At 63.4% G+C, this 15,014-nt stretch carries 13 protein-coding genes; 9 read left to right on the top strand and 4 right to left on the bottom strand.

Features of this window, described 5'->3' with window-relative positions:
- Window positions 1-24 precede the first annotated feature (24 nt).
- Window positions 25-849: a L,D-transpeptidase gene (locus tag FJ960_RS23210; protein WP_140717031.1), complete on the top strand. Its 825-nt coding sequence runs from the start codon at window positions 25-27 to the stop codon at window positions 847-849.
- Between the two features lie 34 nt (window positions 850-883).
- Here FJ960_RS23210 and FJ960_RS23205 read toward each other — a convergent pair whose 3' ends face one another.
- Window positions 884-2,431 carry a helicase HerA-like C-terminal domain-containing protein gene (locus FJ960_RS23205; protein WP_140717029.1) on the bottom strand — a complete coding sequence of 516 codons (1,548 nt, stop codon included), beginning with the start codon at window positions 2,429-2,431 and terminating at the stop codon, window positions 884-886.
- A gap of 360 nt (window positions 2,432-2,791) precedes the next feature.
- On the opposite strand from FJ960_RS23205, the gene FJ960_RS23200 reads away from it, so the two are divergent.
- From FJ960_RS23200 to FJ960_RS23185, 4 genes are all read left to right on the top strand, one after another.
- Window positions 2,792-4,234 (top strand): methylmalonyl-CoA mutase subunit beta, encoded by a 1,443-nt coding sequence (locus tag FJ960_RS23200; protein WP_140717027.1) that lies wholly within the window; start codon window positions 2,792-2,794, stop codon window positions 4,232-4,234.
- Entirely contained in the window at window positions 4,231-6,354 is a 2,124-nt protein-coding gene (gene scpA / locus FJ960_RS23195) for a methylmalonyl-CoA mutase (protein ID WP_140506120.1), read from the top strand. Before FJ960_RS23200 ends, scpA begins: the two co-directional genes overlap by 4 nt.
- A gap of 71 nt (window positions 6,355-6,425) precedes the next feature.
- Window positions 6,426-6,656, top strand: coding sequence for an AbrB/MazE/SpoVT family DNA-binding domain-containing protein (locus FJ960_RS23190; protein ID WP_140506122.1), 231 nt, complete (start codon window positions 6,426-6,428; stop codon window positions 6,654-6,656).
- Window positions 6,653-7,042: a type II toxin-antitoxin system death-on-curing family toxin gene (locus FJ960_RS23185; RefSeq protein WP_140717025.1), complete on the top strand. Its 390-nt coding sequence runs from the start codon at window positions 6,653-6,655 to the stop codon at window positions 7,040-7,042. The genes FJ960_RS23190 and FJ960_RS23185 overlap by 4 nt, the downstream gene beginning before the upstream one ends.
- Here the strand turns inward: FJ960_RS23185 and greA are convergent.
- The 3 genes from greA to FJ960_RS23170 form a co-directional block, all read right to left on the bottom strand.
- Window positions 7,039-7,512 carry a transcription elongation factor GreA gene (greA, locus tag FJ960_RS23180; RefSeq protein WP_140506127.1) on the bottom strand — a complete coding sequence of 158 codons (474 nt, stop codon included), beginning with the start codon at window positions 7,510-7,512 and terminating at the stop codon, window positions 7,039-7,041. The two genes, FJ960_RS23185 and greA, sit on opposite strands and share 4 nt — an antisense overlap.
- Window positions 7,513-7,758: 246 nt before the next feature.
- Window positions 7,759-8,763, bottom strand: a complete 1,005-nt coding sequence (locus tag FJ960_RS23175; RefSeq protein WP_140717023.1) for an asparaginase — start codon at window positions 8,761-8,763, stop codon at window positions 7,759-7,761.
- Window positions 8,764-8,841: 78 nt separating this feature from the next.
- Window positions 8,842-10,008, bottom strand: a complete 1,167-nt coding sequence (locus FJ960_RS23170; protein ID WP_140717021.1) for an acetyl-CoA acetyltransferase — start codon at window positions 10,006-10,008, stop codon at window positions 8,842-8,844.
- A 189-nt stretch (window positions 10,009-10,197) separates the two neighbouring features.
- Between FJ960_RS23170 and betI the strand changes: the two genes are divergently transcribed.
- Genes betI through betA form a run of 4 tightly spaced genes read left to right on the top strand, consistent with a single transcriptional unit; the run spans window position 10,198 to window position 14,960 of the window.
- On the top strand, window positions 10,198-10,788 hold the full coding sequence (gene betI / locus FJ960_RS23165) for a transcriptional regulator BetI (protein ID WP_140717019.1): 591 nt from the start codon (window positions 10,198-10,200) through the stop codon (window positions 10,786-10,788).
- The gene (gene betC, locus FJ960_RS23160) at window positions 10,785-12,314 is read left to right on the top strand and encodes a choline-sulfatase (protein WP_140717017.1); all 1,530 of its coding nucleotides are present in this window, start codon (window positions 10,785-10,787) and stop codon (window positions 12,312-12,314) included. Before betI ends, betC begins: the two co-directional genes overlap by 4 nt.
- A complete protein-coding gene (locus FJ960_RS23155) occupies window positions 12,311-13,315 on the top strand; it encodes a threonine/serine dehydratase (RefSeq protein WP_181167471.1) in 1,005 nt (334 codons plus the stop codon). The genes betC and FJ960_RS23155 overlap by 4 nt, the downstream gene beginning before the upstream one ends.
- The gene (gene betA / locus FJ960_RS23150; RefSeq protein WP_140717013.1) at window positions 13,308-14,960 is read left to right on the top strand and encodes a choline dehydrogenase; all 1,653 of its coding nucleotides are present in this window, start codon (window positions 13,308-13,310) and stop codon (window positions 14,958-14,960) included. Before FJ960_RS23155 ends, betA begins: the two co-directional genes overlap by 8 nt.
- Window positions 14,961-15,014 lie beyond the last annotated feature (54 nt).

The raw sequence follows: 15,014 nt of genomic DNA, 5'->3' as shown, positions 1-15,014 counted from the left end.
ATTTGAGTCTTAAAGAAGGCAGCCATGTCCATAACCGAAATCGAATCCTATCGCCTGAGCCGTCGCGGCTTCCTCAACGCCGCAGCCCTGGGCGCCGCCTCGATCGCGGTTTCGGCATGCGCCACCACCGGCCCCGGGCCGGCCGAGCCGCCGCCACCACCCTATGTCGAGCCTCCGCTTGCCGACTATGCGTCGATGTACGCGGCGGTCAGCGATGGCGGCTTCGATCTGCCGGCCATCCCGGTCGACAGGATCGATCCGCAGTTCCTGCGCCAGATCGTGCCCGACCCGACCGGCCAGAAGCCGGGAACCATCGTCGTCGATACGACAGGCCATTTCCTCTATCTGGTTCGCCCGGGCGGCCAGGCCATCCGTTATGGCGTCGGTCTCGGCCGCGCCGGCTTCGAGTGGTCGGGCGACGCCGTCGTCCAATGGAAGCAGAAATGGCCGAAATGGACGCCGCCGGATGAGATGGTCGCCCGCCAGCCGGAATTGAAGCAGTATAGCGCCGACAATGGCGGCATGCCCGGCGGCTTGAAGAACCCGCTCGGCGCGCGCGCGCTCTATCTCTTCCAGGGCAATGTGGACACGCTCTATCGCCTGCACGGCTCGCCGGAGTGGCGCTCGATCGGCAAATCGGTGTCGTCGGGCTGCGTGCGCCTGATGAACCAGGACATTATCGACCTTTACGATCGCGTGCCCTCCAAGACGCCGGTCATCGTGACCAGCGACGCCCGCCAGCCGATGGTGGCGACGGCCAACCACAAGGCAATCCCGATCGACGCCGGCGTGCCGGATGGATCGGTCCTGCTCGGACCAGTCAAAGCGGTGACGGACGCGATTTTCTGAGCTCACAGGACAGCGGCAACGCCGCTGCCCGATTCTACCGCCCCCGCGACAGGCTGCCCAATATTCCGCGCACGATCGCACGGCCGACCGAAGAGCCGACCGAGCGCACGACCGACTTGATTGCGGCTTCCGCCACCGTCTGGCGGTTGGACGGGCGCGGCGCAGGCGCGCGCCTGCCGCCGGACTGCGGTGCGGGATCGTCATTGCCGAAGCCTGGAATGGTCCAGCGCGAGCCGCCGGTGCCTGCCTGCTGCGCCTGCGCCTCGGCGTCCTGCGCCTCCTTGGCCTTCTTCTGCAGCATCTCGAAAGCTGACTCGCGGTCGATGACCTGGTCGTACTGGCCGGTGACCGGGCTTTCCCCGATCAGCTTCTGCCGCTCGGCGGGGGTGATGGGTCCAAGCCGCGATGACGGCGGACGGATCAGCGTGCGCTGGACCATGGACGGAATGCCCTTGGCCTCCAGCGTCGAAACCAGCGCCTCGCCGGTGGCGAGCTGGGTGATGGCGGTGGCGCAGTCGAAGTCCGGATTGGGCCGGAAAGTTTCGGCCGCCGTCCTCACCGCCTGCTGCTCCCGCGGCGTGTAGGCGCGCAGCGCGTGCTGCACGCGGTTGCCGAGTTGGGCCAGGACCTTTTCGGGGATATCCAAAGGGTTCTGCGTGACGAAATAGACGCCGACGCCCTTGGAGCGGATCAGGCGGACCACTTGCTCGACCCGGTCGATCAGCACCTTCGGCGCCTCGTCGAATAAGAGGTGCGCCTCGTCGAAGAAGAACACCAGCTTCGGCTTGTCGGGGTCGCCGACTTCGGGTAGTTCCTCGAACAGCTCCGACATCAGCCAAAGCAGGAACGTCGCGTAGAGGCGCGGATTCATCATCAGCTTGTCGGCGGCGAGCACGCTGATGGCACCGCGACCGTCACGCGTGGTGCGCATGATGTCGGCGATCCGCAAAGCCGGCTCGCCGAAGAAATTCGCCGCGCCCTGCTGCTCCAGCACCAGCAGCGTGCGCTGAATGGCCCCTACTGACGGCTTGGTGACGTTGCCGTAACGGGCGCTGATCTCTTCGGCGCGCTCGGCGATGTTGGCGAGCAGCGCCTGCAGGTCTTTCATGTCGAGCAGCAGCAGCCCTTCCTCATCGGCGATGCGGAAGGCGATGTTCATGATGCCTTCCTGAGCGTCGGTCAGGTTCATCAGCCGCGACAGGAGCAGCGGTCCCATTTCCGAAATGGTCGCGCGGATGGGGTGGCCCTGCTCGCCGAACAGATCCCAGAAGATGACCGGAAATTCCTGAAAGTCGTAAGGGTCAAGCCTGACCTGTTCTGCCCGCTTGACAAGGAAATCCTGGGCGGTGCCCATCATGGCGATGCCGGAAAGGTCGCCCTTGATGTCGGCGCAGAATACCGGCACGCCGGCATTCGAAAAACCTTCGGCCAGGATCTGCAAGCTGACAGTCTTGCCGGTACCGGTGGCGCCGGTCACCAGGCCGTGGCGGTTGCCGTATTGCAGCAGCAGATTTTCGGCGCGCTGATAGCTGTCGTCGGGCTTGCGGCTGGCGCCGATGAAAATACTGGTATCGTCAGCCATATGTCGGTTCTCCGCAAAGTGATGTGTCTAAGGCCAGCCTTTGTCCGAAGGTATAGTGAGGCCGTTGCATAGCGACAATGACAATTGTCCAAAGCGAGGCCAATCATCCAATCAGGGCTATCGTCCAATCAGGGCCAATCGTCCAAACCCGGACCAATCGCCAGGAGCGGATTTTGGAACTTGCGAATTTCGACGGTGTTTGGCAATCGTCCATGGTCGGTCCACGCAAGCCAACCTATATCAGGTGGATCGAATATCTGGTGGTGGGATTCAGGCCTTGGATGCGCATTGCGATAACCGTCCGGGGACCGTAGACTGGGCTGCCCGGGCTGGTGCGGCCACATAGAACGAGGACGATGAATGGGCGCCGGAGCCTTGACCAGGGATGTTGAGCCCATGGATGCGCAGCGTCAGCAATGGCTGGCCTTGGCGGAAAAGGCGTTGGCCGGCGCATCCTTTGAGGAAAAGCTGGTCTCGCACACCGACGACAACATCCGCGTCGAGCCGCTCTATGATCGCGCGACCGGAACGGAACCGATCGTGCGCGCCAATCCTCAATTGCCCTGGATCGTCAGCCAGCGCGTCGACGACCCCGATGTCGATCGCGCCAAGACCCAGGTCCTGGAAGATATCGCGCAGGGCGCGACGGGACTGTCGCTCGTCTTCGAGGGTGCTCCGAACGCGTTCGGCTACGGCCTGCCGAGGACGGCGCAGGCACTGGAGACGGTACTAGAGGGCGTACCCCTCAACCGGGTCCAGATCCGCATCGATACCCACCCGTGGAGCCGCCCCATGGCCGACTGGCTGGTGGCGTTCCTGAGCAAGCGCCGCTCCGATCCGGCAAAGCTCAACCTTTCCTTCGGCATCGATCCGGCGGCTATCCTCGCCGGCACCGGACGACTGCGCATGTCGATCGAGGCGCTGCAGGAATCGATGCCGCAATCGCTGGCGCATTTCTTCTCGATGGGCGTCCCCGGTGTGCTTCTGGAGGCGGACGGTCGCGTCTTTCACAATGCCGGCGCCACGGAAGCGCAGGAACTCGGCATCATGCTCGCTTCGGCGGTTTCGTATCTGAGGATGTTCGAGAAGGCGCGGCAGCCGCTCGTCTATGCCGCGCCTCATATCGGTTTCGCGCTCAGCGTCGACCAGGACCAGTTCCTGTCTATGGCCAAAGTGCGGGCCCTGCGCAGGCTGTGGGCACGGGTGCAGGAGGCCTGCTCGATCCCCAATTCCACGGCCAATATCCATGCCGAGACATCATTTCGCATGATGACGGCATTGGACCCCGAAAACAACATCCTGCGCACGACGATCGGCTGCTTCGCCGCGGCGGCGGGAGGCGCCGATTCGATCTCAATCCTGCCGCATACGATCGCGCACGGCCTGCCGGCGGCTTTTGCCCGCCGCGTCGCGCGTAATGCGCAACTGATCATGGCCAATGAAAGCCATGTCGATCATGTCACAGATCCCGCCCATGGCTCCGGCGCGGTCGAAGCGCTGACGTCAGATCTTTGCGAAGCAGCGTGGGCGGAGTTGCAGGCGATCGAGGCAGAGGGTGGCGTGCTGTCCAGCCTTCGGGACGGATATATCCAGCAGCGCGTCCGCACTGCCGCCGCCCAGCGCGGCATTGCCTTCAAGTCAGGCGAGCGGGCCATTGTCGGCGCCACGCTTCATCCCTTGAAAAGCGAGCGTCCGGTCGAAACGCTGGACGCAGAGCGGCGACCTGCCTTCACCGAGGGTGTCGTGCTGTGCGAGGCACTGTCGCCGGTTCGCATCGAGCAATCCATCGGGGCCGCTTCTTGATTCCGGATTTCAGTCAGATCGGCTGGGTGCCGCCGCGCCGCGCACCGGTCGAGGTCAAGGGACAGCGGACGACGCCGGAAGGTCTTGTCGTCAAGCAGTTGTACAGTCAGGGCGACCTCAAGGGATTGCCGCATCTCGATACCTATCCAGGCCTGGCGCCGTTCGTGCGCGGCCCCTACCCGACCATGTATGTCCAGCAGCCCTGGACGATCCGGCAATATGCAGGCTTTTCGACCGCCGAAGAGTCCAATGCCTTTTACCGGCGCAACCTTGCCGCCGGCCAGAAAGGTCTTTCGGTTGCCTTCGATCTGGCCACGCATCGCGGCTATGATTCAGACCATCCGCGCGTGGCCGGCGATGTCGGCATGGCGGGTGTGGCCATCGATTCCATCCTCGACATGCGGCAGTTGTTCGACGGCATTCCGCTCGGCGACATGACCGTGTCGATGACGATGAATGGCGCGGTGCTGCCGATCATGGCGCTCTACATCGTGGCGGCGGAAGAACAAGGCGTCGCGCAGAAGGATCTGGCGGGGACCATTCAGAACGACATCCTGAAGGAATTCATGGTCCGCAACACCTACATCTATCCGCCGAAGCCCTCGATGCGGATCGTCTCGGACATCTTCTCCTACACCTCGAAGAACATGCCGAAGTTCAATTCGATATCGATCTCCGGCTATCACATGCAGGAGGCCGGCGCGACCGCCGACCTGGAGCTCGCCTATACGATCGCCGACGGCATCGAATACGCCCGCGCCGGCGTCGCGGCAGGGCTCGACATTGACCGTTTCGCGCCGCGCCTTTCCTTCTTCTGGGCGATCGGCATGAACTTCTTCATGGAAGTGGCCAAGCTCAGGGCCGCCCGCCTGTTGTGGGCGACCCTGATGAAAAAGAATTTCGCGCCGAAGGACGAACGGTCGCTGTCCCTGCGCACCCATTGCCAGACCTCCGGCTGGTCGCTGACGGCGCAGGATCCCTACAACAACATCATCCGCACCATGATCGAAGGGATGGCCGCGACCCAAGGGCATACCCAGTCGCTGCACACCAATTCCTTCGATGAAGCAATGGCGCTGCCGACTGATCATTCGGCGCGCATCGCCCGCAACACGCAACTCATCCTGCAGAAAGAATCCGGCACCACGCGGATCATCGATCCGTGGGGCGGTTCGGCCTATCTCGAGCGGCTGACACATGACCTGGCGGCGCGTGCGCTCGCCCATATCGAGGAGGTCGAGGCTCTCGGTGGCATGGCGGCGGCGATCGAAAAGGGCATACCCAAGCTGCGCATCGAGGAAGCCGCGGCGCGTACGCAGGCGCGTATCGATTCCGGCGAGCAGATGCTGGTCGGCGTCAATGCGCATCGCCCCGGGACCGATATCGAGGTCGACGTGCTGAAGATCGACAATGCCGAGGTCAGGGCCCGGCAACTCTCGAAGCTGCAACGGCTGAAAGGCACGCGTGACGTCGCCGCGGTCGAAAACGCGCTCGATGCGCTGACCCGTGCCGCCCAAGGCGAGGACAATCTGCTGGAGTTCGCCATCCGCGCCGCGCGCGCCAATGCCACTGTCGGTGAAATCTCGTTCGCCTTGGAAAGGGCTTATGGCCGCCATGTGGCCACGGTGCAGACCATTTCCGGTGTCTACCGCAAGGCGCTTGGCGACAATCCGGTGGTCAACCGGCTACAGGTCAAGCTGGATGCCTTCGAAAAGAAAAACGGCGGCAAGCCGCGCATTCTCGTGGCCAAGATGGGACAGGACGGCCACGACCGCGGGCAGAAGGTGATCGCCACGGCCTTCGCCGATCTCGGCTTCGACGTCACCGTCGGCGCCATGTTCCAGACACCGGAAGAGATCGCGAAGCTGGCGATCCAGCATGACGTCCACGTCATCGGCGCCTCATCGCTGGCAGCGGGTCACCTGACGCTGATCCCCGAATTGCGCGACACGCTGAAGAAACTCGGCCGCGGCGACATGCTGATCGTGGCCGGCGGCGTTATCCCACCGCAGGACTATGACGCGGTGCTGCAAGCAGGTGCTGCGGAAATCTTCCCGCCGGGCACGGTCATTCCGGAAGCGGCGGAGCGGCTGCTGGATCGGCTGCTGGCGGCAGGCTGATGCTGTTATAATTTCTGTTGCAACATCGAGTACGCTGCGTTATAATCAGCGTTGCAACAGGATGTTTCATCATGAACACCACAATTCGCAAGATCGGTAATTCGGACGGCCTGATTCTGCCGAAAGAGCTTCTCGATCGATTGAATCTCAAGACAGGCGACAACGTGGTCGTCGTCCAGGAAGGTCAAGAGCTTCGCTTGCGCCGATTGGAAGATTCTGCCGAAGAATTCGAGCGCAAGATGAAGGTAGCGCGCGAGCGGATGAAGAAATACGAGGTTGCCTATCGCGCGCTCGCAAAATGACCGCACATCATTCGCGAGAGTTCGTGCAGGCGATGCATGCCGAGCAATTGCGTCTTCACGGCGGCGCATCGGGCATCCGCGATGAAGGCCTGCTGGAATCGGTGCTCGCACGTTCGCAGCAGAAAGAAGCATACGGCGAGCCAGATCTAAGTGAACTCGCCGCCGCCTATCTTCTCTTCGGCATCGCGAAGAACCGTCCGTTCGTTGATGGCAACAAGCGCACGGCTTTCGCTGCGGCCGACTTGTTTCTCTATTTCAACGGATTAAGCATCGAAGCCGAACAGGAGGAGATCATCCAATTGGTGATGATGGTCGCTGCCGGTGAGATCGACGAAGCGGGTGCCGCCGCATTCTTCCGCGACCATGTCGTCAAGCTTGAAGACTAACTCTCCGAGAGCTTGACGATCTCCCACTCCTTGCCGTTGACGCTGGCGACGTCGCCGACCTTCTTGCCAAACAAGGCCACCGCCATCGGCGAGACATGCGAGATGCTGCCCTTGGCTGGATTGGCTTCGTCCTCGCCGACGATCTTCCAGTGCACCTTCTTGCCGTCGTCACTTTCCAGCGTGACACCCATGCCGAAGCGGATAACATCGCTGCCGGGCTCCGGCACGGAAAGCTCGGCACTCTCGCGCCGCGCGGTCCAGTAGCGCAGGTCGCGCGACACGATCGCAATGCGCTCGCGGTCGGCTTTCCGCTCCGCTTTCGCCATGATATCGCGCAGATCGGCCAGATTGTCCTCGATCTGCGCCAGGCCGCGCTCCGTCACCAGGTTACGATGCGTGCTGATCGGCCGCTCGCCAACGCCAGCGATGGCGTTTTCGCTGTCTTCTTCGCGGGTAAAAGCTCTGCTCATTCCCTGAACTTAGGCGCCGAGTGGCTGCTCGGCAAGCCGTTGCCGCCGGAGATGAGGCGCGTCGAGCGTCCGGTATGATTCCCGCAAGGCAGGCACCGGCATCGTCGTCAGCGTATGGCGCGCCGAACGGGGCGGTTGTGGGCCGACGCTGGGCCGAGCCGGTGACGTCTGACCTCATCCAGACCGGCAGCAGCGGCTATGCGCACCTGACCGTCGAGCGCGACCCGCGTCAGCTGATTGCTGCCTTCAATTCAGCGCCGGCGTCGGCTTCAGCGCCCCGACCTTGGCGCCAATCCGGCTTTCGACAGGCGCGTTCGCCAGTTCGAGCAGCTTCGCCGCCAAGGCTTCATCCGCCCGCAGCAGCCTAGCGAGTACAGCGGCTGCGATCGCGTCGCCGGCGCGCCCGGCACCGTCATCGCATTTGACCGCGATACCGAGGCCGAGTTGCGGAATTGCGGCACAGTGGACGCCCTCGGCTCCGCCTTTCGCAAAAATTCGCCCGGGAGCGGCTTCCATCAGCAACAGGTCCGCACGGCCGGTGCCCGCGACGAAGAACGGCTCCGCCATGCAGGCGGAGAGCAGGCGCTTCGCGGCCTTCGCCCGCGCCGGGCCAAAGCCGTGGGCCGTGGCCATGCGGGCAAAGCCGAGCGCGAAACTCCTGAGCGGTACCGCATAGGTCGGGATCGAGCAGCCGTCGATCGCGCGTTCGTCGGGGCTGTGGACAGCGCCGGTGACTGCCTGCATGGCGTCGCGCACCATTTCCTGCAAGGCGTGATCCGGCCTCACATAGCCGCGATGGGCGATGTCTGAATGGACGCAGGTGCAGAGGAAGCCGGAATGCTTGCCGGAACAATTATTATGCAGCGCATTTGGTGAACCGCCGGCACGCGCGAGCGCAATCTCCGCGTCATGGTTCGAAGGCCAGTGGGTCCCGCATTCGAGCGCCGACCCGTCCAGCCCAGCCCTGGCCAGCATGGACCGCGCCAATTCGACATGCGCCGGCTCGCCGGAATGGGAGGCACAGGCCAGCGCCAGTTCGCGGTCGCCGAAGCCATAGGCGTCGGCGGCACCCGTTTCGACAAGCGGCAGGCCCTGGATCGCCTTAACGGCGGAACGCGGAAAGACCGGCTTCGACGTGTCGCCGATCTCCAGGACCGGCTTGCCATCGGCATCGAAGACAGCGACCGCGCCCCGATGGGCGCTCTCGACAATGGCGCCGCGCAAAACCTCGATCAGAACCGGATTTGTCATGTCACCTCCCGCAAAATCAAAGTGTTACAGCGTCGTTTGCGCGCCCCAAACGGCGCGCGGCGCTGTAATACGGGCGGTCTATCTGATCCGGTCGAGAATGGAAACGTAGTTGGCGACGGCCGCACCGCCCATGTTGAAGATACCGCCGAGTTTCGCGCCCGGCACCTGGATGCCGCCGGCTTCGCCGACAAGCTGCATGGCGGTCAAGACATGCATGGAGACGCCGGTGGCGCCGATCGGATGGCCCTTGGCCTTTAGGCCGCCGGAGGGATTGACCGGCAGGCGGCCGTCTTTTGCCGTTGTGCCATCCAGCGCCAATTTGGCGCCCTCACCCGGCTTGGCCAGCCCCATCGCCTCATACTCGATCAATTCGGCGATGGTGAAGCAGTCATGCGTTTCGACGAAGGAGAGATCGTCGAGTGTCACGCCGGCGTTCTTCAGTGCACGGGTCCAGGCCTGTTCGCAACCTTCGAACGTCAGGATGTCGCGCTTCGACATCGGCAGGAAATCCTGCACATGCTCGTTGGCACGGAAGGCGACGGCGCGGCGCATCTTCAGCGCCGTCGCCGTGTCGGCAAGGATAAGGGCGGCGGCGCCGTCGGAAACCAGCGAACAGTCGGTGCGCTTCAGCGGACCAGCGACAAAGGGATTCTTTTCGCTCTCCTGCCGGCAGAATTCATAGCCGAAATCCTTGCGCATCTGGGCATAGGGATTGTCGACGCCGTTCTTGTGGTTCTTGGCGGCGATCATGGCGAGCGCATCCGACTGATCGCCATAGCGCTGGAAATAGGCCTGCGCGATCTTGCCGAAGACGCCCGCAAAACCGGCCGGCGTGTCGCCGTCCTCGGGCAGATAGGACGCCTTGAGCAGGTTCTTGCCGATCTCTAGCCCGGGCGTGGTCGTCATCTGCTCGGCGCCGACCACCAGAACGACCCGGGCAGCGTTTGCGTCGATGGCGCGGATGCCTTGCCTGACCGCCGCCGAGCCGGTAGCGCAAGCATTCTCGACCCGTGTCGCCGGCTTGAAACGCAGCCGGTCATCGGCCTGAAGCACCAGGCTTGCCGTAAAATCCTGCGCCGAAAAGCCGGCGTTGAAATGGCCAAGCACGATCTCGTCGACCTCGTCCGGGCCGATGCCGGCATGATCGAGCGCGTCCGTCGCGACCTTAACGATCAGATTTTCGAGCGTCTCGCCCTCAAGCTTGCCGAAACGCGAATGCGCCCAGCCAACGATGCATGCGGTCATGGCGGTCTCCATCCTTGGCGCCAGCCTCGTCCAAAGCTTCGCCGTTTATTGTTCAAATATAAACATTCCTCCCCGAGCCGTGAAGGGGCCGCAACGCAACAATCGCTTGGTGCAGGTCGCGTCAGCGTCGATTTTTTTATTGATTGATGCGTCAATAAAAAATAATCTCCGCACGAAATCGGGAACCACATGCCAAAAGTCGGAATGGAGCCATTGCGCCGTAAGGCGCTCATCGACGCGACGATCTCGGCGATCGGTCAGCGCGGCTCGCTTGACGTGACCATGTCGGAGATTGCCGGCCGCGCCGGTGTGTCATCGGCTCTTGCCCATCACTATTTCGGCGCCAAGGATGAGCTGCTGTTCGCGACGATGCGGCACATCCTGGCTGAACTGACCACCGACATGCGCCGCGCGCTCCAATCCACCACTTCCCCGCGCGAGCGCGTCTCGGCCGTGGTCGCGGTCAATTTTTCGGACATCCAGTTCCAGGCGGAGACCATCGCCGCATGGCTCGCCTTCTATGTCGACGCGCAGCAATCGTCGTCGCTTCGCCGGCTGCTCAGAATCTACGCCCGGCGGCTGCATTCGAACCTGATGAGCGGATTGACCGGTATCCTGCCCAGGACCGAAGCCGACCGCGCCGCGGAAGCGACGGCTGCGATGATCGACGGGCTCTACATCAGGCGGGCGCTGAAGGACGGCGTGCCCGACGCCGCGACCGCGATCGGGCTGGTCGAGGATTATCTCGAAACCAAACTTGGCGGACGGCACAAACAGTGACAGCGAAGCGACCTAATTTCCTGATCGTCATGGTCGACCAGCTCAACGGGACCTTTTTCCCGGATGGGCCGGCGGAATTCCTGCACACGCCGCATCTGAAAGCGCTGGCCGCTCGTTCGGCGCGCTTTGCCAAGAACTACACCGCCTCGCCGCTCTGCGCACCGGGCCGTGCGTCGTTCATGAGCGGCCAGTTGCCATCGCGCACCGGGGTCTATGACAATGCGGCCGAGTTCGCCTCGTCGATCCCGACCTTCGCCCATCATCTGCGTGCCGCCGGCTACTACACCTGCCTGTCGGGCAAGATGCATTTCGTCGGACCGGATCAGTTGCACGGTTTCGAGGAGCGGCTGACCACCGACATCTATCCGGCGGATTTCGGCTGGACGCCGGACTACCGCAAACCCGGCGAGCGCATCGAGTGGTGGTATCACAATCTGGGTTCGGTGACCGGCGCCGGCGTTGCGGAAACCACCAACCAGATGGAGTATGACGACGAGGTCGTGTTCCTCGCGTCGCAGAAGCTCTATCAGCTTTCACGCGAACAGGACGATGCGGGCCATCGGCCATGGTGCCTCACCGTCTCGCTGTCGCACCCGCACGATCCCTATGTCGCGCGCAAGCAGTATTGGGATCTCTATGAGCATTGCCAGGCGCTGGACCCGGAAACCGGGTTCATCGCGCATGACGAGCAGGATACGCATTCCCAGCGGCTGTACCACGCCAGCGACTATCCCTCTTTCGAGATCACGCCCGAGCAGGTGCGTCGTTCGCGGCGCGGCTATTTCGCCAACATCTCCTATGTCGACGACAAGGTCGGCGAGCTCCTGGACGTTCTCACGCGAACGCGCATGCTCGACGACACGATAATCCTGTTCTGTTCGGATCACGGCGACATGCTCGGCGAGCGAGGCCTGTGGTTCAAGATGAGCTTCTTCGAAGGCTCGGCGCGGGTGCCGTTGATGATTGCCGGCAAGGGCATTCGTGCCGGCCTGATCGAGGCGCCGGTCTCCAATCTCGACGTGGCACCAACGCTTTGTGACCTCGCCGGCATCGATATCGGGGCGATCGCGCCGTGGACCGATGGCCAGTCGCTGCTGCCGCTCACCAAGGGCGGGCAGCGCACGGCACCGGTATTGATCGAGTATGCCGCGGAAGGCTCCTATGCGCCGTTGGTGGCAATCCGCGACGGCAGATACAAATTCGTTCATTGCGAACTCGATCCGCCGCAATTGTTCGATCTCGAAACCGATCCGCTCGAGCGGGACAATCTGGCCGACGACCCGGCCAATGCGGGTCTTGTGGCGGCATTCATGGAAAAGGTGCGGGTGCGTTGGGACATGGCCGGCTTCGACGCCGCCGTGCGCGAGAGCCAGGCACGCCGCTGGGTCGTCTATCCGGCGCTGCGCAACGGCGCCTATTACCCCTGGGATTTCCAGCCGCTGCAGAAGGCGTCCGAGCGCTACATGCGCAATCACATGAACCTCGACAATCTCGAGGAGAGCAAAAGGTATCCGCGAGGCGAATGATGGCAGACCTTCTCGTCCCCTCCCTCGACCATCTCAGACAGGCTTATGCCGTCACCTCCCAGGCGACACAGGTCACGCCACTGCTGGAATCGACGGCGCTGGCCAGGGAAACCGGCGCGGCCCGGATCTTCATCAAGCCGGAATCGCTGCAATGGGCCGGATCCTTCAAGGTTCGCGGCGCCTATTGGCGGCTGAAGCGGCTTTCGCCCGATGAGGCGAAGAAGGGCGTCGTCGCCTATTCCTCCGGCAATTTCGCGCAAGGGCTGGCCGCGGCCGGCCAGGCGCTCGGCATTCCGGTCACCATTGTCATGCCTATCGATGCGCCGGCTGCCAAGCGGGACGCCACCGCAGGCTATGGCGCGCGCGTCGTACTGACCGATCATGACGATCGGGCTCGCGAGGAAGTCGCGGCCGCAAAGGCGCGCGAGATCGCGGAGACCGAAGATCTGGCCCTTCTGCATCCTTTCGACGATCCGGAGATCGTCGCCGGCCAGGCGGGTGCCGGCCTTGAAGCGCTCGACCAGCTATCGGCCAAGGACGCCAGCGCCGACCTGTTGTTCTGCTCGGTCGGCGGCGGTGGGCTGATCGGCGGCGTTTCGCTCGCCTTCCACTATCTGTCGCCGGCGACCGGGATCATCGGCGTCGAGCCCGAAGGGTTCAACGGCATGGGTTCCTCGCTGGCGCATGGCAGCATCGAGACCATGGCGATCGGACCAAAGTCGATCTGCGACGGGCTGATGTCGCGCCGGCCAGGCGACGCGCCGTTCGCCGCGGTCAAGACCGCGGGTGTCCGCGGCATCACCGTCGACGACCAGTCGGTGCGGCGCGCCATGCGGATCGCTTTCGAGCGGATGAAGCTGGTGCTGGAACCGTCGGGTGCGGCCTCGCTGGCGGCACTGCTCGGCGGCAAAGTGGATGTGGCGGGAAAGACCGTCCTTGTAATGGCTACCGGCGGCAACGTTTCGCTCGCCGATTTTATGGCGCATATGAACCATGCTTGAAGCGGATTTCGTCATCATCGGCTCCGGCTCCGCCGGCTCGGCCATGGCCTATCGCCTGTCTGAAGACGGCAAGCATTCGGTCATCGTCATCGAATTCGGCGGCACCGATCTCGGACCTCTGATCCAGATGCCGTCGGCGCTGTCGATCCCGCTCAACATGAGCCTCTACGACTGGGGGTTCGCCAGTGAGCCGGAGCCGCATCTGGGCGGCCGCGTGCTGGCGACGCCGCGCGGTAAGGTGATCGGCGGCTCGTCCTCGATCAACGGCATGGTCTATGTGCGCGGCCACGCCCGTGACTTCGACCATTGGGCAGAACAGGGCGCCGCCGGCTGGGGTTTTGCTGACGTGCTCCCCTACTTCAAGCGCATGGAGGATTCGGACGGTGGCGAGGATGGCTGGCGCGGGCACGGTGGGCCGCTGCATGTGCAGCGCGGCTCGCGCCGCAATCCGCTCTATGGCGCCTTCGTCGAAGCGGGCCGCCAGGCAGGGTTTGAACTGACCCACGACTACAATGGCGCCAAGCAGGAAGGCTTCGGCCCGATGGAGCAGACCATTCTGGGCGGCCGCCGCTGGTCGGCGGCATCAGCCTATCTGAAGCCGGCGCTCAGGCGCAAAAACGTGAGTCTGGTCAAGGGTTTCGCGCGCCGGGTGATCATCGAGAATCAACGCGCCATCGGCGTCGAGATCGAAGCTCACAAACAGATTCAGGTCGTTAAGGCGCGACGCGAAGTGATCGTCGCGGCATCGTCGATCAATTCGCCAAAGATCCTGATGCTGTCCGGCATCGGCCCGGCCGGGCATTTGCGCGAAAACGGCATTGCCGTCGTGGCAGACCGGCCCGGCGTCGGCGGCAACCTGCAGGACCATCTGGAGCTCTATATCCAGCAGGAATCGACCAGACCGATCACGCTGAATTCAGTGCTGAACCCGTTCTCCAAGGCGATGATCGGGGCGCAGTGGCTGTTTTTCAAGTCGGGCCTGGGCGCCACCAATCATTTCGAGGCCGCCGCCTTCGTGCGCTCACAGGCTGGCGTCGACTATCCCGACATCCAGTATCACTTCATCCCGGCGGCGGTTCGCTACGACGGCAAGGCGGCGGCGAAGTCGCACGGGTTCCAGGCGCATGTCGGGCCAATGCGCTCGAAGTCGCGCGGCTCGGTGACGCTGCGCTCGCCGGACCCAAAAGCGAAGCCGGTCATCCGCTTCAACTACATGTCGCATCCGGACGACTGGGCGGAGTTCCGCCACTGCATCCGCCTGACCCGCGAAATCTTCGGCCAGTCGGCCTTCGATGCCTATCGCGGACAGGAACTCTCGCCGGGCAGCCATGTGCAGTCGGATGACGATCTCGACGTGTTCATTCGCGACCACGCCGAAAGCGCCTATCACCCCTGCGGCACCTGCCGAATGGGCCGCGTCGATGATCAATCGAGCGTCGTCGATCCGGAATGCCGGGTCATCGGCGTCGACGGATTGCGGGTCGCCGACTCCTCGATCTTCCCGCGCGTGACCAACGGCAACCTCAACGCGCCATCGATCATGACCGGAGAGAAGGCGTCCGATCACATCCTTGGCCGTACGCCGCTCGCGCCGTCCAACCAGGAACCATGGATCAATCCGCGCTGGCAGGCCTCTGACAGATAGGCCATGATCCGCCAATAGAGTGAGCCGCCCGACAGCCGCCCGCCCAATAGCCGA

The sequence above is a fragment of the Mesorhizobium sp. B2-3-11 genome (genome assembly GCF_006442215.1).
Taxonomy (GTDB): Bacteria; Pseudomonadota; Alphaproteobacteria; order Rhizobiales; family Rhizobiaceae; genus Mesorhizobium; species Mesorhizobium salmacidum.
This window is presented reverse-complemented; position numbering and strand designations above follow the sequence as displayed.

Excerpts from the sequence above, each read along its gene's own strand:
- FJ960_RS23210 (WP_140717031.1), top strand. The coding sequence starts at position 25 with ATGTCCATAACCGAAATCGAATCCTATCGCCTGAGCCGTCGCGGCTTC.
- FJ960_RS23205 (WP_140717029.1), bottom strand. The coding sequence starts at position 2,431 with ATGGCTGACGATACCAGTATTTTCATCGGCGCCAGCCGCAAGCCCGAC.
- FJ960_RS23200 (WP_140717027.1), top strand. The coding sequence starts at position 2,792 with ATGGGCGCCGGAGCCTTGACCAGGGATGTTGAGCCCATGGATGCGCAG.
- FJ960_RS23190 (WP_140506122.1), top strand. The coding sequence starts at position 6,426 with ATGAACACCACAATTCGCAAGATCGGTAATTCGGACGGCCTGATTCTG.
- FJ960_RS23185 (WP_140717025.1), top strand. The coding sequence starts at position 6,653 with ATGACCGCACATCATTCGCGAGAGTTCGTGCAGGCGATGCATGCCGAG.
- greA (WP_140506127.1), bottom strand. The coding sequence starts at position 7,512 with ATGAGCAGAGCTTTTACCCGCGAAGAAGACAGCGAAAACGCCATCGCT.
- FJ960_RS23175 (WP_140717023.1), bottom strand. The coding sequence starts at position 8,763 with ATGACAAATCCGGTTCTGATCGAGGTTTTGCGCGGCGCCATTGTCGAG.
- FJ960_RS23170 (WP_140717021.1), bottom strand. The coding sequence starts at position 10,008 with ATGACCGCATGCATCGTTGGCTGGGCGCATTCGCGTTTCGGCAAGCTT.
- betI (WP_140717019.1), top strand. The coding sequence starts at position 10,198 with ATGCCAAAAGTCGGAATGGAGCCATTGCGCCGTAAGGCGCTCATCGAC.
- FJ960_RS23155 (WP_181167471.1), top strand. The coding sequence starts at position 12,311 with ATGATGGCAGACCTTCTCGTCCCCTCCCTCGACCATCTCAGACAGGCT.
- betA (WP_140717013.1), top strand. The coding sequence starts at position 13,308 with ATGCTTGAAGCGGATTTCGTCATCATCGGCTCCGGCTCCGCCGGCTCG.